Raw genomic sequence first — 19,607 nt, 5'->3', positions numbered from 1 at the left:
GATATGCGTTTACCACATGAGAAACTTTTCTCATTCAAAAGAAGCAAAATGCAAAATATTAATGGCGAAAATGCCGCACACCTGTAAAAACCATGGCTAAATCATGTGCATCAGCTTCTGCAATAACTTCTTCATCACGCATTGATCCACCCGGTTGAATAACCGCTGTTGCACCAGCTTCAACCGCTGCCAAGAGACCATCTGCAAAAGGAAAAAATGCATCTGATGCAACCACAGACCCTTTTGCCGGAGATTCTGTTAAGCCTGCTCTTTGAGCACTTTCTTCAGCTTTACGCGCAGCAATGTTCGCAGAATCAACACGGCTCATTTGGCCGGCACCAATTCCAACAGTTGCGCTATTTTTTGCATAAACAATAGCATTTGATTTCACGTGTTTCACCACCCGAAAAGCAAATTGAAGATCACGCATTTCCTCTGGAGTTGGTGCTCGCTTTGTCACCACTTGCAGTTTGAGATCATCAACCACCATATTATCACGCGACTGTACTAACATGCCGCCGGCAAGCGTTTTAGCAATAAGTCCTTCACAACGTGGATTAGGCACACCCCCTGTTACCAACAAACGAAGGTTTTTCTTCCTCGCAATAACCTCACGTGCCGCCATTGTTGCATCAGGAGAAATAATAACTTCCGTGAAAATCTTTACAATCTCTTCTGCACATTCTTCATCAAGGGTTTGATTTAACGCAACAATTCCACCAAACGCCGAGACATTATCACACAGAAGAGCTTTCAAATAAGCCTCTTTCAAACTTTGTCCTTCTGCAACACCACAAGGGTTTGCATGTTTAATAAGAGCAACAGCAGCAGTCTTTTGAGGATCAAATTCTGCTACAAGTTCAAATGCCGCATCTGTATCATTCATATTGTTATAAGAGAGTTCTTTGCCTTGCAAAAGTTTCGCTGTTGCAACGCCAAAACGTTTTTCACGACTGCGATAAAATGCTGCCCGTTGATGCGGATTTTCCCCATAACGCATAACGCTTTCAAGATGACCAGAAAAACTTTGCCACTCTGGGGTTTCAACTTTTAAATCCTGTGCGAACCATGCCGCTATCGCTGTATCATAAGCAGCTGTGTGTGCATAAGCACGCATTGCTAACTGACGTCGCATAGATAAGCTTAAACAGCCATCATGCTTTTTTAATTCAGCAAGAACCACATCATAATCACGCACCGCTGTAACAACACCCGTATAAGCATGATTTTTTGCTGCCGCGCGAATCATTGCCGGTCCACCAATATCAATATTTTCCAGTATTGTTTGTCCATCGGCTCCAGATTGAGAAGTTTCTTCAAAAGGATAAAGATTGACCACCAGAAGATCGATTCCATGGATACCATGCTTTTCCATAGCAGCGGCATGGCTAGGATCCTGTCTTACACCTAAGAGAGCTCCATGAATCAAAGGATGAAGTGTTTTAACACGCCCATCCATTATTTCCGGAAATCCTGTAATTTCAGCAACATCTTTGACAGCCAAACCAGCTGCCATTAGGGCTTTAGCTGTTCCTCCTGTTGAAATCAATTCAACACCATAAGCATGAAGCGCTTGTGCAAATGTAACCAAACCTGTTTTATCCGATACGGAAAGAAGAACACGACGAACCCGATGAAGATCAGGTACGGGAAAATTTTTTGCAACAATACCCATAAGAGAAATCCTAAAAATAAAAACGGTGACAATTTGAGAAAAACGCGCCTACGCATTTTATAGCACATGCCTTTATCAAAATACACTGAAAGAAGAGAATATCTTTTTTAACGCACAAAGAGTGACGTTATTTTTATTCGTGTAAAGAATCCCACCATTGTTTTCATTAACGACATGTAAAACGCCAACGAACTTTTTCTTGGAATGCAGGACGAAAATACAAAACAATTTGTTGTGTGCGTTGTGGACCAGTAAGTTCAGCAAAATCAATTGAATCTTCAAGAAAAATATCAGCGTCAGGTGATATAAAATACCACTCCTGTCCGCCTTTAGCAGCTAAACATACGCCGTTTCCATCATAGTTAACTTCAATTTGCGGATGAAGATGAAACCGAACAGCAACATTATTCTGTTCATTTTGATCAGTCTTATGTCTTTTTGAAAACCCCTTGAGCGGCATAAAAAAGCGATCAAAACCCTCGATCATTTTTCCATTTGTTGCTAAAATAAGACCACGCTCATGAACAAGATTAAAAGCTTGCACATAGCCATCATGGCTTGCAATAAAACCGGTTTTCTCTGAATCCTCTATACGGCGTACTTTAACATCCGTCGGTCCATCAAACAAAAGTGAAGCACCCTGTTTCCTTTTTTTATGAAAAACGCCCACCGAACAATCATTAAGTGTTGCCGTTGAATGTGCTGCGGTGACACGTCCTAAATGTCGATATTCCTCACGTCCATAAGGATTAACACCCGTATTAATAATAAAGCGGTTTCCTCGTGAAGACATTTCAAAAGACAAACACCCCGACCCAGCATGTTGTGCAACAGAGCGTGGTGGAAATTTTCCTGTATCAGCAAGCACTGTCGTTTGATTGGCTTGTAAACGCTGAAACCCTGAATAACGTGCATAACTAAAAGGATGTCCCGCTGTTTCATCAAGCTCTAAAACTGTCGATAAGCGTTCAGAAACCAGTGGCCCAACCCCATTAAAATGCGCCAATGTTTGGTCCTCATGAATAAAAAACCGTAAAGCTGGCAACATACGCTCAACAGAATCAATGAGGATACGTGGTGCTTTTTCATAACTATGTACAAAAAGATGACGTAAAGACAATAAATCCGATAACAAGTCGAGTAAGATGGCTGGACTGCGTGAAATATGACCACCATCAACCAAGATCTGGCACGAAAGTTCCTCTACAAGAAAGGTCTGCACTTTCTTTTTCATTGCTGCAGAAACAGGCAAAGCAAGAGAGGCAAATGTCAAAGCAACAGCAGCTTGTAAACGTTGTTCATTGTTTTCCATACTATAAATCGTTATGCGCAAATAACGAAATTGAAAACCAAGTGCGCGTAAAAAGCGTTTTTCAAACCGCTCACTTGCCCCTTGCAACAACATTTTCGAATGGCAAATCCACGACATTAAACGCCGCGCCACAACCGGAGCACTCCAAGCGAGCCCCTTAACTTTTTTGCCACCATGGTCAAGCCAATCTTCTAAGAGAGAACGTGCATGTGCTACAGCTAAATCACTCTCTGCTGCCGCCATATGTCTCAACCAATGAAAATCATGAAGAGCCGCCTCCCATTCCGGCGTTGGTGGAACCAATGCAAAAGGCGAAACCGCACCAGCGTGAACAACATGACCAGCAAAAGCAAAACGACCGTGATAAAATTCATGTGCCAGCGTTGGATTCGCTAAATGCAAATCAATGGGATGCGCTAAAATCTTATGGGGACGAAATCCTGAAAATCGCCAACGAAACAGAGGACCAACCGATAAACGCCGTATAAATTGGTGTATCATATACACAAAGTCCGACGCCTTTGTCTGAGGACCTTTTAACGCAATCGCCACAATCTCATCTCCGTACATACCGAATCGTGGACAATTTCAGCCATTTTAGTAAATGAACCGTTAATTAAGTCACTTTCCGCAGGCGCGCTGCAAAAAAACCATCCATTCCTAAAAACAGATTATTCTCGGCATTAAAACTTTGAGGGCAAAAATCAGCAGGCGTTGTTCGCAAAGTCCCTTTAACAGAAAGCAAATGCGTCAGTGCGCCCATTTCTTCCCTGCTAATAGGCTCTAAAACAACATCATCACGTTCTGATAAAATTTTCTCAATGAGATCTTCACCTTCTTCCCTTGCTAGGGAACAATTGGAAAAAACAATAAGCCCCCCCTTTTTCACCAAAGTAATTGCCGCCGCAAGCAAATCATATTGCAACGCCGCTAACTTGGCGATATCGTCCATTGATTTCGTCCATAAAATATCCGGATGACGACGTATTGTTCCTGTAGAAGAACAAGGAGCATCAAGAAGAACAGCATCAAAAAGCTGTTTGGGTTGAAAATTTCTTACATCCCCTTGCCAAATATCAACTGAAAAATGAAGCCGCTCCATATTTGCTTTTAAACGCGCTACCCGATTAGCAGAGAGATCAACTGCTGTCACATCAGCTCCTTGCAAAGCCAATTGTGCTGTTTTTCCCCCAGGGCTTGCACAAAGATCAGCAACCTTTTTACCCCGTATATTGCCAAGTAAACAAGCAGGCAACGCCGCAGCAAAATCTTGAACCCACCAAGCCCCCTCTGTATAACCCGCTAAATCGGTAACAGAACAATCCAAAGCACTTAATCGAATGGAACCATTGGGCAAAACAACACCCCCAAGCCGTTTAGCCCATCCAACACTATCGGATTTAACTGTCAAATCGAGAGGAGGCTCAACACTTTGAATGGCCACAATTTGATCAGCTTTTTCTTTTCCATAAGTTGAAACCAAAAGCTGTCCAAACCACGCCGGTACCCCTTCAATGGTAGGCACTTGTTGACGTAAAAAGTCTGCCTCACGTGCAACATTTCGTAAAAGAGCATTCACCACCCCTGAAAAACGATGCATTCGAGGATCAAATTTAGCCACACGCACAGCTAAATCAATAGCAGCATGATCAGGGACATCAAGGTAAAGAATTTGTGCCACACCAACATGCAAAAGATGCTGAAGTGAAAGTGCCTGAGAGGGTAAAGGCCGCTTTAAAAAGCGTGATAAAGCAGCTATAATCTGCCCCCGATGACGCAATGCCGCACCCAAAATGGCTCGGCACAATGAGCGATCTCGATGTGAAAGTCCTAAATATTGTGGATGTCCATGTTCATTATCCGTTAAACCAGAAAGAGACGCATGCTTATCAAGCACAGCTCCTAAAAGACGAACACACAATTGCCGAACAGCTAATCCGGGAACATTTTTTTCGGACACACGCCCCGCTTTCTTGTGGGTCAAAACAACACCTTTATGCTTTTGCTCCCTTAAGAGCTCTATGATCAAGATTTCTTTTTATCTTCATAACGAAGCCAAGAAGGCCGTTTTGTAATGCGCTGAAAAGCATTTTCCCCCTGACTATCTAAAATATCGGCTGGAACACTCTGACTGAAATCTTCATAATCCAAGCCCTTGCTTTTTTCATGCAAGCTACCTTCTTCATTCCATCCCATAGTTCTGACCATGTTTCCCTTCATCTCTTCTGCTTGCTGATAAAGAGCAGCAATGCGATTTGCCGTCGCCGGATGGGTAGAAAAAAGGCTATCAGCTCCTTCACCGCTCAAGGGATTGATAATAAACATATGTGCTGTTGCTGGATTATGTTCTGCCTCTTCATTGTATACCCCATGTCCGCCATCAGCAATTTTACGCAATGCAGAAGCCAACCATAACGGATTACCACATATTTCAGCTCCTCGGCGATCAGCAGCATATTCACGCGTGCGACTAATAGCCATTTGCACCAGCATCGCTGCAAAAGGCGCCACAAGCAAAGCAATCACACCCCCAAGCCCTCCACCATGAGAATGTTCTGAAGAATTACGTGTTCCCCCCATAAAAAAAGCGAAATTCCCAAGCATAGAAATCGCTCCCGCAATCGTTGCCGTCAACGTCATTGTTAAAGTATCACGATGTTCAATATGTGCGAGCTCATGTGCCATAACACCGGCAATTTCCTCTGCACTCAACTTTTCCAACAATCCGGTACTCGCCGCAACAGCCGCATTTTGAGGATTACGTCCCGTAGCAAAAGCATTTGGCTGCGCACTCTCAATAACGTAAACTTTTGGTTGAGGAAGAGAAGCTTTCCTAGCTAAATCGCTTACAATCTTATAATAAACCGGTGATGAATGTTGATCAACCTCACGCGCACCATACATGCGTAAAACAATTTTGTCCGAATTCCAATAAGAAAAAAAATTTAAACCGCTTGCCATCAAAAGTGCAATGATCATACCCCCGCCCCCTCCAACAAGATAACCAACTCCCATAAAAAGAGCGGTCATAAAAGCCAAAAGCATGGCCGTACGCATTATGTTCATTACTCAAAAAACTCCATGATAAAAATCAATTTATATTATATGATGGGGTTTTCTTTCTGCTTCTTCAATGGAATAAGGATAAAATGACAAAAAAAGACGAGCAAACAAGTCAACAAAAAGCAACGCGTGATAAACAGCAATCCCTCTCTTCCGCAGCACAACGCGCATTAAACGAAGCTGAAGAAAGACGTAAAAGTAAAACTCACGAAGAAAAGCCTGTAGAAAATGGTGGACGCGGCGGCAAAGACCCTTCACGCTATGGAGACTGGGAAATTAAAGGCCGCGCTATTGATTTTTAAAAAAATCAAACACCCTTCAAAGAAGTTCCGTTTTTGATAAACAAAAACGGATAACAATCACTCTTCTTTATAAAAGCTTTTAAAGGCACAATTGATTATATTGTAACAATCATCACGCTTCTTCTGCTCCGGCAGCAGCAGCTTCTTCAGCAGCTTGCTTTGCAGCAGCTATACGTTCTTGTGCTTTTTTGCCAGGTTCACCTTTGCGTGGATTATTGCGCACTGGACGCTTTTTCAAGCCAGCAGCATCTAAAAACCGTAAAACGCGATCTGTTGGCTGTGCCCCTTGGCCAAGCCAATATTGGATACGTTCTTCATCAAGCTTTACACGCGGTCCCTCTTTAGGCAACATTGGGTCCCATGCACCAACACGTTCAAGAAAGCGCCCATCGCGCGGACTACGAACATCCGCAACAACGATATGATAATAAGGACGTTTTTTTGAACCTCCACGGGACAAACGAATTTTTAATGCCATATTTTATCTCCTATTGTCAGTCCTGGCTTTCGTTTAAATTGATTTACTTTTTTTGTTCTTCAGCAATAATTTCATGCTGCCGCACAACCTCTTTAATAACAAACTTCAAAAATCTTTCAGCAAAATCGGGATCGAAATGACTCTCTTTCGCCAATTGTCGCAACCGTGCGACTTGGCTCTGCTCACGCAGAGGATCAACTGTAGGCAAATCATAACGGGCTTTTAAGTGCCCAACAGCCTTTGTACAACGAAACCGCTCTGCCAAAATATGAATCAACGCTGCATCGAAATTATCAATGGACGCACGCAAATGTGCCAATTCATCCAATATTTTTTCCTGCATTATCTTTCCTTCCCTCTTTGCATCTTATTTTTTCTTGGGATGCTGAGGAAAATTTCCCCTATCGGCACTGCCATTGGAAAGACCAGGAAATGTAAGTCCACGCCCTGGAAGACCAGGTAAGACCTTGCCCCCATTACCACTTTCAATTTGTTTTTGAAGTTCTGAAAATTGCTTTGAATCAAACCCCGATAAATCAGGGAGTGCTCCAGAATCCCCGCCAACAGCTCCCATACCACCGAGTCCCATTTTAGAACCAAGTGCTCCGAACATTTTCCCCATCAAACCACTCTTGCCTTTACCTCCTATGGCTTTGACCATATCAGCCATTTGGCGATGCATTTTCAAAAGCTTATTAATATCAGCAGCACTTGTGCCAGATCCCTTAGCAATCCGTTGCTTACGGCTATGTTTCAAAACTTCAGGATGGGCGCGCTCTAAAGGTGTCATGGACGAAATAATAGCCAATTGACGATTAAACAAACGATCATCAAGTCCCGCAGCAGCAATTTGATCTTTTACCTTCCCTAACCCCGGCAACATTCCCATAATGCCGCCCATTCCACCCAGTTTTTTCATTTTCTGCAATTGTTCTGCAAGGTCATTGAGATCAAATTTTCCAGCCTGCATTTTTTTTGCAAAAGCAGCCGCTTTTTCATGGTCCATTGTCTCAGCAGCTTTTTCAACCAAAGAAACAATATCACCCATTCCGAGAATACGATCAGCAATACGACGAGGATGAAACTCTTCCAAAGCCTCTATTTTTTCACCGATTCCAATTGCTTTAATCGGCTTTCCTGTAACAGCACGCATTGAAAGAGCAGCACCCCCGCGGCCATCACTATCCATACGTGTTAAAATAATACCTGTAATTCCCACCCGCTCATCAAAAGAACGGGCAAGATGAACGGCATCTTGCCCCGTAAGACTATCAGCAACCAGCATAATTTCATGGGGAAGGGAACAAGCTTTAATTTCAGCCAATTCGAGCATCAAAGCTTCATCAATATGGTTACGTCCCGCTGTATCAAGAATCAGCACATCATAACCACCCAATTTTGCTGCCTGTACCGCACGTGACGCAATATCAACGGGAGACTGCCCCGCGATAATAGGCAAACTTGCAAGTTCTGCCTGTTCTCCTAATTGGCGCAGTTGTTCTTGCGCCGCGGGACGGCGTGTATCTAATGACGCCATAAGAACTTTTTTATTATGTTTATCAGTGAACCGCTTTGCAAGCTTTGCTGTTGTCGTTGTTTTTCCTGAACCTTGCAAACCAATCATCATAATAACAACAGGTGCCGGTGCATTTAAATCGCTCAGAACGCCTTCATTTCCAAGGACATTAACCAATTCATCATGAACAATTTTAACGACCATTTGGCCAGGTTTAATTGATTTAACAATTGCAGCCCCAACGGCTTTTTCGCGAACCCTATCGGTAAAAGAACGTGCGACATCAAGTGCAACATCGGCTTCTAACAAAGCACGACGAATTTCGCGCAACGCTTCTGTTACATCCTGATCCGACAAAGCCCCACGCCCTGTCAAATGAGACAGTATGGAACCAAGCCGCTCTTGTAAGGATTCAAACATTCTCTACCTCATTGCTGTATAACAAACAGGGCTGCATAACAAACAAACCAAAATGACATCCGAGAACGCACCGCGCCGTCGGATGTTGACCTCTGAGATCTCTTTATACCCTTAAACTGGGGTCTCAGTCGGTTGCTCCAAATTAATTTGGTCACTGAAAGCTTGTTCTTTCAAACAATAAAACCCTACCTTTGTCAAGATTTATCATATAATAGCTTCACTTTTAAAGTTATTTTATGAAAGAAAGGGAACGTTACACTTCGAGATCAGCCAACCTCAACACGCACAAAATACCCTGTGTCTTGTTCTATACTCCACAATTCACCGCTTGAGATATCAAACCAAACCCCGTGTAATGTTAAAACGCCCTGCTCTTTACGCGCCTTTATCCACGGAAATGTCTCTAAATTCCTCAACGAATGACGAATAGAAAGCTGCTCTAATGCGATCTGTTGTTCCGATACAGTTAACGATTTATTGCTTACAACTGTTTGCGCAGCTGGTGCCAAAAGGTCAATCCATTGACCAATAAAATCTTTTGATGATAAAGACTTATACGTCCCTTTAAGAGCAGTACTCACCCCTCCACAATGAGCATGACCAAACACAACAATATGCTTAACCTCAAGCAATTGTACAGCATATTCAAGAGCTGCAGATGTTGCATGATATTGGTTATCAGGAGAAAAAGGGGGGACCAAATTTGCCACATTGCGCAGTGTAAAAATTTCACCAGGCTTGGCATCAAAAATCGTTTCTGGTACTGCCCGCGAATCACAACACGCAATGACAAAAACTTCAGGTTTTTGCCCTTCAAGCGCCAATTGTTGATAATGTGTCCTTTTATATGAAAAGTGATTTTTTATAAAGGTCCGGTAACCGCTTAAAAGTCTTTCTGGCAAATGCGTCATTCTTTACTTACTTTCATTGTGTCTCTTTTGAAAAACAAACTCTTAACATACAAAGATACTAAAAATATCCTTTCATCTATGCACAATGGACTCCCTTAAGATAACGGATTATTGCTATACAATGGAAGAAACAAGTTTACCCTTTCTCAGAATAAATAACTATTCTCTTTGGGTAGAAGATGTTACAGTGCAAAATATGATATAATGGTCTAGTTCCATGAAGAAAAGATCCTAAAAGCAAAAAGGGAAGATTATTGTGTTACAACAAAAAGCAGCAGAAACAAAAAACAATCAAGATAAAATAGAACAGATCCTTTTTGCTCATACCGATAAAGAAGATATCGCCTGTTACGTAAACGACGAACTCAAAAAAGCTACAACCACTGCCATTGAAGCTTTTAATCTCCATCAAACTGGAAAAACGATCATCTGCTTTGAACAAAATTTAACGCGTAACAATAAACCTATAACTGTTATTACGCTCGTAAACGATAACAAGCCCTTCTTGCTCGATTCTATTTTGAATGTCTTCAATCAAAACAAGAATCATATTTATTTGATTGCGCACCCCGTTCTTGATTGTACCTCCGGGCAACGCATCAGCCTGATGCAAATTCACATTGAGTCCTTAAATGAACAACAAATACAAAAACTCAAAGAGGAGCTCACTCTTGTCCTTGAACAGGTCAATGCAGCTGTACAAGACTGGAAATCTATGCTTGAAGAAGTTGAAAAGCATATCCATGCCTATCAAACAAGCCTCCCACAGCACTACAAACAAGAAGGTGAAAAAGCCATTGAATTTCTTAACTGGCTGATGGACAATAATTTCATCTTCCTTGGCATGCGCACTTATCATTTCATCAAAAACCAAGAACCGACAAAAGCCTTTATAGCAAGCGATATTGAACTTGGTATTCTCACAGATGCCTCGATCCGCATTATCGGTGATTCTCGTGTAGAAGAACCTCCCCAAGAAATCTTATCCTTTATGGAAAGTGATAATTTGCTTATTGTAACAAAAGCAAACAGTCGTTCAAAAATTCATCGTCCTGTTTGGCTCGATTATATTGGTCTTAAAATCTTTGATAAAGAAGACAAGCTGTGTGGAGAATTACGCATTGTAGGATTGTTTACCTCCTCCGCTTATACGCGTTCTATTTTGCAAATTCCTTTCTTAAAAGAAAAAGCCAAAACCATCATTCAGCGCCTTGGATATAACCGCGCAGACTATTCTGGGAAAGCACTCATCAGTGTTTTAGAAACCTATCCAAGAGATGAAATGTTTCGTTCTGACGTTGAGACATTGACAGAAAATGCCAAACTTATTCTGCAATTAGACGAACGCCCTCGTCTGCGAGTCCTTGCACATACTGATTCTTTCGGACGCTTTGTTTCTATACTTGTCTATGTGCCCCGTGATCAATACAGCAGCAATATTCGCGAAAAAATTGGCGAATATTTTGTTGAAATCTACAAAGGCGATTTTTTTGAATCCTATCCGCTATTTTTAGAAAGTACACTCATCCGCGTCCATTATATCATCCATCGCAAAGGAAACGAAAGCGCGCCTGTCATCGAGCGCATGACACTTGAAGAAAACGTTCGTTCCATAGCACAAAGTTGGGAAGACAGTGTTCAAACCATAGCTCAAACCCGCAAAGCGACAGACCAACAAATACGTTTGGCGAGCCAATTTCCCAACAGCTACCGTGATTTATTTTCAACTGAAGATGCCATTGAAGACGCAGGACATATCTTAAGCCTTAATGATAAAAAGCCTCTTTTTGTTACTTTTTATCATGCGCACAAAAAAGAAAAACGAAATATTTCTCTTCGGCTTTTTCACCGCCACGAAGCTCTTGCCCTTTCTAAACGTGTACCACTTCTTGAAAATATGGGGTTTCGGGTCATTGCTGAACAAACGCTTGAATTACCAGATGGCAACGGACACTCTGTGTATCTTCATGATATGCAACTGGAAAGCGCTTTCCAACTCTGTATCGATTTTGACAAAAACAGTCAAAAGCATGCCGAAACATTCGAAGCCATTTGGTCTCAGAATGCGGATAATGATGCCTTTAATGCTTTAACCCAAACAGCTGAGCTTGATTGGCGTGAAATTGTCATTTTACGCCATTACGGACGTTATCTCCAACAAGCTGGAATTCCTTATTCACAAGACCGCGTTGCCCAAACTTTAAACGCTTACCCTGATATTACCCAAGATCTTTATGCTTTGTTTCATTTGAAATTTCATCAAAGCCATACAGAAAAAGAACGGAAAAAAAACCAGCAGATCATTCAACAGCGCATTGAAGAAAAATTACAAAACGTCTCAGGGTTAGATGATGATCTCATTTTACGCCGTTATCGTAATCTTATTGAAGCAAGTTTACGAACCAATGCCTTTACCCCTCTTCAAGATGGCACCCCACGGCGTATTTTAGCAACCAAGTTAGACCCCCGCCAAATTGAAGGCTTGCCTGAACCGCGACCCTATCGGGAAATTTTTGTTTATGGACCAGAAGTTGAAGGGGTTCATTTGCGTTTTGGTCCTATTGCCCGCGGCGGAATCCGTTGGTCTGATCGTGCACTTGATTATCGCACTGAAGTTTTGAGCTTAGTCAAAGCCCAACAGGTTAAAAATGCTGTCATCGTCCCCGTTGGTGCAAAAGGGGGATTTTATCCTCATCGCCTTCCCCAAACAAACGATCGTGCTGTCATAATAGAAGCTGCACGACAAGCTTATATTGACTTTATCACAGCTTTGCTTTCTATCACCGACAATCTGGTTAACGGCGAAATAAGCACTCCTCACAATATCATTTGTCATGATGGTCATGACCCTTATTTTGTTGTTGCTGCCGACAAAGGCACAGCAACATTTTCTGATACAGCCAACGCACTCAGCCAAGCAAATCACTTCTGGCTTGATGATGCTTTTGCCTCTGGAGGTTCAGCAGGTTATGACCACAAAGCCATTGGCATTACAGCGAAAGGTGCGTGGGAAGCCGTTAAAAGACATTTTCGAGAATCCTTTAATCACGATATTCAAACAACCCCTTTCACCTGTATTGGTGTTGGTGATATGTCTGGTGATGTTTTTGGCAATGGAATGCTTCTTTCTAAACAAACAAAACTTATCGCTGCCTTTGATCACCGCGATATCTTTATCGACCCAAATCCAAACATAGCTGAAAGCTATGCAGAACGTATGCGTCTCTTTCAACTTCCTCGTTCAAGTTGGCAGGACTACGATCAAACAAAATTATCAAAGGGCGGTGGTATTTTCTCACGTACAATGAAGACCATTACTCTCTCACCCGAAGCAGCACAAGCTATTGGTTTTGAAAAACAAACAGGAACTCCCTTTGAAATTATCTCTGCACTTCTCAAAGCACCTGTTGATCTTTTATGGTTTGGTGGTATTGGCACTTATATCCGTGCAACAACAGAAACGGATGCGCAAGTAGGGGATCGTGCAAATGATGCACTACGCATTACGGGTGATCAAGTTCGTGCAAAAGTTATTGGTGAAGGAGCCAATCTTGGTGTTACACAACGTGGTCGGATTGAATATGTCTCAAATGGTGGGCGCTGTAATACCGATGCCATTGATAACTCTGCAGGTGTTAATTGTTCAGATGTTGAGGTCAATATCAAAATTGTTCTAGCATCAGCACTTCGAGCTAAAACATTTACGCGCGAAGCACGCAATGAACTCTTGAAAAAAATGACTCCACAAGTCGAACAATTAGTTTTACGCAACAATTATCTACAACCACTTGCTCTTTCTTTGGCTGAAAGCCAAAGCATTGCGGATTTGCCTTATCAAATACGCTTTATGCATGATTTGGAACAGAAAAAACTTCTCGATCGGAGAGTGGAAATTCTCCCTGATGAACAAACTTTGCGGCAAAGAACAACACAAGGACTTCTTCGTCCAGAACTCGCCGTTCTTTTTGCATATGCTAAATTAACCCTCAAAGAAGAAATCGCCCATAGTCCCATTGTCGATGAACGTTATTTTGATGCAATCTTGTTGAACTATTTTCCAACGCAAATTCAGACAAACTTTGAGAAAGAAATCATTCATCATCAGTTACGCCGTAATATTATTGCAACCCTCATTGCCAATGATATTGTGAATCGCGGTGGACCTACTTTTGTTAGCCGCCTCCAAGATGCAACAGAACAAAAAATTGAAAATATTATTCGCGTTTTCATCGCACTGTGCGATGGTTTTGAAATACCCCAATTGTCTGATCAAATTGATAAGCTGGATAATAAAATACCAGGTCTTGTCCAAAACAAATTCTACGCAGCCATTACGTCAATGCTTTTTGAAACAACAAATTGGGGATTGCGCAATATGGATCTCTCGATTCCATTAGAAGAACTTGTGAAAACAATGAAGCAAGCCCGTACGGTTATTGAAAAACTTCTTCTGCATTCCAATGATAAGGATATTAATCAGAAAATTAAAGAAAAAACGATACATTATAGAGAAGAAGGAGCGACTGAGGCTTTAGCAAAACAATTGGCTCTCTTGGAAGCTGCTCCCATAATTTGTGACATTTCTTTCATTGCAAAACAAAGCACCAGCGACCTTATTAAAACCGCAGAAATTTATTTCTCACTTGCTCAAATCATCCGGATAAACCGCATTAATGAAGCAAGTCGAACAATTCCTGTCCTTGATTATTATGATAGTATGGCCTTAAGCCAAGCTAAAGAAAATATTGCTGAAAGCTTACGAAAAATTGTTATGAAAATCCTGAAAGATTACGGAACAAAAAAAGATCCGTTCGCCGCCTGGAGCCAAACAAAAGAAGACCAAATTCACAATGTAACAAATCGCATTGGTGCGCTCATTGAAAATGATCTCAATATTTCTCGCTTTACTTTCGCAGCAGGTATGATCGCACAACTTTAAAGCATCACCTCAGACTTTACATAGAGCAAGATAGCCAAGTTTTTAAAACCCTCATTTTGCTCCTCCCATGAGTAATCACCAAGCAAGGGGAAAATGAAGCTGCTATCTGCGCTTTTAGGCATAGCACTTAAAATTCTTTGTCCCACAGCAGGATGGTTTGCATAACTTTAAAACACAATTTTTAGACTTAAAGCGGTACGAGACGGCCAAGTTTTAAAAATCCTAATTTTGCCCATCCATGGTTAATCTGCAAGGGCAGAACTGGATAGCCATCTGGACTTTTAGGCATCACACCCAAAACAAAAAATAAAGCTTGCAGATTGTTAGCTTGCTCAGGAAATAAACGCTGCATAGTCGTAAGAAGCTCCATATGCTTCACAAAGACAAGCTCAAAGTTTGCTGTCAAATATCCTTCATCATCAAAAGAAAAAGGTCCACTAACACGCAATACGCCACCTGTATGAAAAATCAATTCACTACGTTTTAAAACACCGCTTTTCCCATACAAACGCTGTTTCCAACTATTTTCTCCATTTTCAAACAAATGCGTTACATCATTGAAAACCCATTTCAAATTGCCATCAATTTTTGGGAAATCAATAAAATAAGGAGCAAAAAACATGGAAGAATCAAAATCATCAAAAGTAATATGCCCTGATAAATGATTCTTTTCATGTTTAAGATCGAGTCGCAAAAATTCTGCTGTTATTTTTTGGGGCACATTCTCTTGATTTAATAAAGGCACAATCACATCTTGAACATCTGTTAAAGATGTTTGCTCTCCAACCTTTTCCTGCATTGTCTTTTTGTTTTTCGTTTGTGGTTCCAATTTTCCTTGAGGTTTTTGTTCCTTAAAAGAGGCGATGGTGGAAATTTCAAGCCCTTCAACCATCAGTTTAAATGTTTTCCCCGTTCTCCAATAAGGTTCTGTTTCAATCACTAGATTGCGCCAGTGTGATGCGATAGGCGTTTTTCCAGAAAAAACAATTGATGTAGGGGAATGAACATTAAACTCTACAAAATGAGGGGCATAAATTGGTGCACCAACCGTTAAACGCTCCGTTGATAAGGAAATCCCATGCAAAGGCCAAACAAACTGAAATTGATCACAAACAACACCAATACGCAACGGATAACCATTCTTATCCAGATGCTCGCACACAAGCGTCATATCATGAGCAGAGGCCTTAGCGAATAGATTGGAAATATGATCCTCTATTTTACGTGAAAAAAAAACCAGAGTGAGCTGTAAATAAGTACCAGAATAAGACAAAAGAGCCCGCAAAGCAAAGTACTCAAAGAAAGGCTTTTCCGTAGTGATGTCAAGTGAGAGAACATAGACAAAATTAAAACTTTCCTTATCTTAAATGAACAAATTTCTTAATTCTCACGTATGTGTAACAGGTGCACAAAAGATTTTTTGCAATGCATTTTCAAACCATTGGCTTAAAGCCTGATCATAAATTAAACGACCTTTCAAATGTGCAGAAGCAGGCTGAGCACCTTTTTCGGTCAATTTGTGTGCCGAACGAACCACTAAACGCCGCATCATAGCACGTGTGAATTCGGCATGAAATTGCAAACCCCATGCATTTTTTCCATAACGGAACGCTTGTGTAGGATATGTATGTCCTGTTGCCAAAAGCATCACCTCTTTAGGTAAGTCATAAATCCCTTCATCATGAAAATGATAAACCATTTCTGGCCAATTCATCAATGCCTTTCCCTGTAAGGTTGCTTCTAGTGGATACCAGCCAACTTCAACAGTTCCATCACTTCTTGTACCAACACGTCCTCCTAGATTTCGCGCTAACATTTGTGCTCCAAGACAAATACCCAAAAATGGTTTATTTTCTTTCAGCGATAGGGAAATCCAATCAATTTCTTCACCAATATAAGCTTCGTTGTCATTCACACTCATCGGCCCCCCTAAAATAACAACACCAGCGTAGTGTTCTAATGTATCAGGAAGTTTTTGTCCCAAAAGAGGGCGATAAATATCAAGCACAAAACCACTTTGTTGCAAGAATTTTCCCAAACGACCAGTATATGTAGAGTGACGATGCATAACCACCGCAATTCTTGGTTTGCACTTTCTTCGCTTTGTATCAAGATACCTTGGATGTAAAAACATTTTTTAACCAATCACTTCTGCCACAAAGTAAAATTTTATTTCTCAAATATAAGAAAATAATTTTTGCAAACAATATTCACTACAACTTTCTTTATTTAAAAGAAACGAAATTTCTTTCTCGACAAAAATGCACCTTCTTCTTCTGTTTTAACCCCCGGATCATCAACATTTAAATGGATTTTATTGAATATCTTGACATCATGATCTTTTGTATCTTGTTTTTTTACTTGTGCATGATGCAAAAGAGCATCCTCTACAGGAGATAATTCTTCAAGTATCTTAACTTCAACATCAGCACTTTTTTTCACAATATCTTCTTTATCTTGTTTTTTTGACACAATATCTGTAGCCTCCAATGTAAGAGGAGGAAGGCAGGGTGGCGCCTTCCATTCAAAACAGCCCAAACGACCACTTATTGGAGAAACCACTGACCAAGAAGGGAAGACAGCCCCATCACACATCCACACTGGATCGCGTTCAGCACGAAGTGCCAAAGAAAGCCATTGACGCACTGCTCCCTGATTATTTCCTTGTGCCTCTTCAATGTCTGCCAACAATAAATAAACACTTTCCCGTGGGTGATATTGAAGTGCTTTTTCGGCCTGTTCCTTTGCCAATACTGTTTCACCAGCATTCAAAGCAGCTTTGGCAATAAGGAAAGCCGCTTCAAATGTATCTTTATTATAAGAAGCAAGTGTTTTAGCCCTTTTCAATCGCCCAACAGCTCCTTCCTCTCTTTCAAGATAAAGCGCTGCTAAATCAGGATGTGGTTCCTTTTTCCAAGCTGTAATAATCATTTTATCAGCTTTGCGTATTTCATTGAGTTTATAAAGAATATCAGCAGCGATAACTATGATTGGAACGAAATCAGGTTCCAATTTATGTGCTTTCAAAATGGCTGCACGCGCTGCTACAGGGTGTGTTTCAAACAAATGAAGCGCTTGCCCACTGAACAGTAAAGCCTGTATATGTTGACGCTCCGCAGTTGAACGGGTTGAGCGCGGTAAAGCTTTTTGCGCGCGTTCAAAAACAGCCAGTGCTTTATCCCACCGACCCTCAACACTCAATCGATCAAGCACAGCTTGATGAGCCCATAAAAGTGCCGGTGATAAAGCCAATGCTTCTTCTGCATATTGTTGCGCTGCTTCATAAGCTTTACTCTTGAGAGCTTCACGAAACAATCCGTAAAGCCCCGCTAATTTTGTTGGCGTTTCTTTTCTCATCTCCTCATAAAGACTGATGGCAGAAGCAGAATTATTTTGCAAAGATAAGGTTTGAGCTCGTAAGAGTTTTGCCAACGGTTCCTGTTTGTCTGCAAGGTATTTAGCAACACGTGCCTCCATTTGTTGCGCCAAAATACCATCACCTGCAAAAACGGCAAGAATCCCCTCTGAAAGAGCTTGATAACCACGCTTTTTATGACGTTGATAAAAATAATGAGATAAAGAACTGGGTACTGAAAAAAGGACAGACAAAAACCACCATAAAAGCGCTAAAACTCCAAGAAATAAAATAAGCGCGCACAAAACTGTTAGAAATGAAACAGAAAACCGCAAGTGCAAAAATGTTATGACAAAGACACCGTTATGATTAGCAACCCACCCAAAAGCCAGTCCGATCACACATACAAAAAAACAATAAATAAAAATACGTATCATCTTAAGCCTATTTACCTCTTCATTGCCTTAAGAGATCCCTGTTGCACAGAAACTAGCAACTGTTGAAGAAGTTGATGAACAGCAATATGTCTTTCAAGTTGATGAACAAAATCCACCGAAATATCTTTTGCATTTTGGGGTAATGTTTGCCATTCGCTCAAAGCTTTTTCGTAATCACCATCTTGAATAGCAACTTCCATTCGCGCTGCAATTGCTCCCAGCGTCATGCCTTTAACATTTCCAACAGGACGTGACACAACTAAGCCTTTTATCCATGCCAAAACCCTTTCAGAAAAACCGGCATCTGAAGCAACTATATTTTGCACACGAACAATTTCATCCGCAACATTAGCAAAATTCGCAGCAAGTTGTGCGGAACTTGGAAGACCTATAGTGGCTGTTTCTTGCAATAAATCAAGTCCATCAAATGAAGGAGATAATTGCTGTACTGTTTTCAATTCATTGATATAAGATCCCCCACGCTCTACAGCATTTTTTAGAGAACTGATCGCAATAAATAGCGCAGTGTTGTTTTCGTTTTTCTCACTATTTTTAACAGCAAGTTCTTTTTGCAGAGTTTCTAAACGTTGCTTTAAAACAGCAAGAGCATTTGCATTATTCTGTCCAACGGACAAAGCCGTTTCCATATCTTTTGATATTTCAACGAAAGATTGCATAGATTCTTCAAGACTTTTCACTTTTTCTTCCAAAGCAGTCAAAGCTTTTCTGCTTTCTTCTTGCGATATTTCATCAGTTTGAATTGTTTCAACCTGTTGTGATGAAAAAGAAGAAAAATTTGTTTTCAATGTATCAATTTCTTGAAGCACATGCGCCAATTTCTTTATTGTTTCTTCACCTTGATTTTTTGCGATTTCAGCAATTTGCAAAGCTTTTTCTCCTCCAACGCGATTTTCCACGAAAGAAGAAGGAAGCACACGCGCCCATTGCAACCCCATGAAAAAACCTAAAGCAATGAGACCACCTAAAATTCCTGAAAGAAACAAATATAGCCAAGTCATAGGGGATCTGGATTGAAACCGCATATTCTTGTTCTGTTTGTCTATAGCATCCAATTCTGCTGAATTTGTTATGTGTTCTGAATCAGGATGCACAGCTTCATGCTCAATCACAGGCTTTTTACGGCGCGTACCGACATAATGTGGTTTAACTTTTGGTTTTGAAGAATCTTCCATTTTAGC

14 protein-coding genes are annotated in these 19,607 nt (G+C 41.0%); 2 read left to right on the top strand and 12 right to left on the bottom strand.

The annotated features are described in order from the left end of the window. Nucleotides 1-58: 58 nt before the first annotated feature. From purH to htpX, 4 genes are all read right to left on the bottom strand, one after another. Nucleotides 59-1,675, bottom strand: coding sequence for a bifunctional phosphoribosylaminoimidazolecarboxamide formyltransferase/IMP cyclohydrolase (gene purH / locus J7R12_RS01690; protein ID WP_126602007.1), 1,617 nt, complete (start codon nucleotides 1,673-1,675; stop codon nucleotides 59-61). Nucleotides 1,676-1,841: 166 nt separating this feature from the next. Then, nucleotides 1,842-3,557, bottom strand: a complete 1,716-nt coding sequence (locus J7R12_RS01685) for a heparinase II/III family protein (RefSeq protein WP_126602009.1) — start codon at nucleotides 3,555-3,557, stop codon at nucleotides 1,842-1,844. Nucleotides 3,558-3,603: 46 nt separating this feature from the next. Beyond that, the gene (locus tag J7R12_RS01680; protein ID WP_126602011.1) at nucleotides 3,604-4,971 is read right to left on the bottom strand and encodes an RsmB/NOP family class I SAM-dependent RNA methyltransferase; all 1,368 of its coding nucleotides are present in this window, start codon (nucleotides 4,969-4,971) and stop codon (nucleotides 3,604-3,606) included. A gap of 41 nt (nucleotides 4,972-5,012) precedes the next feature. Beyond that, nucleotides 5,013-6,053, bottom strand: coding sequence for a zinc metalloprotease HtpX (htpX, locus tag J7R12_RS01675; RefSeq protein WP_126602013.1), 1,041 nt, complete (start codon nucleotides 6,051-6,053; stop codon nucleotides 5,013-5,015). Nucleotides 6,054-6,136: 83 nt separating this feature from the next. Here htpX and J7R12_RS01670 point away from each other — a divergent pair, with 83 nt between their 5' ends. Further along, on the top strand, nucleotides 6,137-6,352 hold the full coding sequence (locus J7R12_RS01670) for a DUF1674 domain-containing protein (RefSeq protein ID WP_126602015.1): 216 nt from the start codon (nucleotides 6,137-6,139) through the stop codon (nucleotides 6,350-6,352). Between the two features lie 112 nt (nucleotides 6,353-6,464). Here J7R12_RS01670 and rpsP read toward each other — a convergent pair whose 3' ends face one another. The 4 genes from rpsP to J7R12_RS01650 form a co-directional block, all read right to left on the bottom strand. Further along, nucleotides 6,465-6,830 carry a 30S ribosomal protein S16 gene (rpsP, locus tag J7R12_RS01665; protein WP_126602017.1) on the bottom strand — a complete coding sequence of 122 codons (366 nt, stop codon included), beginning with the start codon at nucleotides 6,828-6,830 and terminating at the stop codon, nucleotides 6,465-6,467. Between the two features lie 43 nt (nucleotides 6,831-6,873). After that, the gene (locus J7R12_RS01660; RefSeq protein WP_126602019.1) at nucleotides 6,874-7,173 is read right to left on the bottom strand and encodes a chorismate mutase; all 300 of its coding nucleotides are present in this window, start codon (nucleotides 7,171-7,173) and stop codon (nucleotides 6,874-6,876) included. 24 nt (nucleotides 7,174-7,197) lie between these two features. Beyond that, nucleotides 7,198-8,766, bottom strand: a complete 1,569-nt coding sequence (ffh, locus tag J7R12_RS01655) for a signal recognition particle protein (RefSeq protein WP_126602021.1) — start codon at nucleotides 8,764-8,766, stop codon at nucleotides 7,198-7,200. Nucleotides 8,767-9,032: 266 nt separating this feature from the next. Beyond that, nucleotides 9,033-9,677 (bottom strand): carbonic anhydrase, encoded by a 645-nt coding sequence (locus tag J7R12_RS01650; RefSeq protein ID WP_126602023.1) that lies wholly within the window; start codon nucleotides 9,675-9,677, stop codon nucleotides 9,033-9,035. 256 nt (nucleotides 9,678-9,933) lie between these two features. Between J7R12_RS01650 and J7R12_RS01645 the strand changes: the two genes are divergently transcribed. After that, a complete protein-coding gene (locus J7R12_RS01645; protein ID WP_126602025.1) occupies nucleotides 9,934-14,616 on the top strand; it encodes an NAD-glutamate dehydrogenase in 4,683 nt (1,560 codons plus the stop codon). A 187-nt stretch (nucleotides 14,617-14,803) separates the two neighbouring features. On the opposite strand, the gene J7R12_RS01640 is transcribed toward J7R12_RS01645, so the two are convergent. From J7R12_RS01640 to J7R12_RS01625, 4 genes are all read right to left on the bottom strand, one after another. Next, on the bottom strand, nucleotides 14,804-15,856 hold the full coding sequence (locus J7R12_RS01640) for a DUF2125 domain-containing protein (protein ID WP_197721524.1): 1,053 nt from the start codon (nucleotides 15,854-15,856) through the stop codon (nucleotides 14,804-14,806). A gap of 147 nt (nucleotides 15,857-16,003) precedes the next feature. Beyond that, nucleotides 16,004-16,750: a glutamine amidotransferase gene (locus J7R12_RS01635; RefSeq protein ID WP_126602029.1), complete on the bottom strand. Its 747-nt coding sequence runs from the start codon at nucleotides 16,748-16,750 to the stop codon at nucleotides 16,004-16,006. A gap of 95 nt (nucleotides 16,751-16,845) precedes the next feature. Further along, a complete protein-coding gene (locus J7R12_RS01630; protein ID WP_126602030.1) occupies nucleotides 16,846-18,408 on the bottom strand; it encodes a heme biosynthesis protein HemY in 1,563 nt (520 codons plus the stop codon). Between the two features lie 11 nt (nucleotides 18,409-18,419). Continuing rightward, nucleotides 18,420-19,601 carry a hypothetical protein gene (locus tag J7R12_RS01625; RefSeq protein WP_126602032.1) on the bottom strand — a complete coding sequence of 394 codons (1,182 nt, stop codon included), beginning with the start codon at nucleotides 19,599-19,601 and terminating at the stop codon, nucleotides 18,420-18,422. Nucleotides 19,602-19,607 lie beyond the last annotated feature (6 nt).

Source organism: Bartonella vinsonii subsp. vinsonii (genome assembly GCF_902825235.1).
In the GTDB taxonomy this organism is placed as follows: domain Bacteria; phylum Pseudomonadota; class Alphaproteobacteria; order Rhizobiales; family Rhizobiaceae; genus Bartonella; species Bartonella vinsonii.
This window is presented reverse-complemented; position numbering and strand designations above follow the sequence as displayed.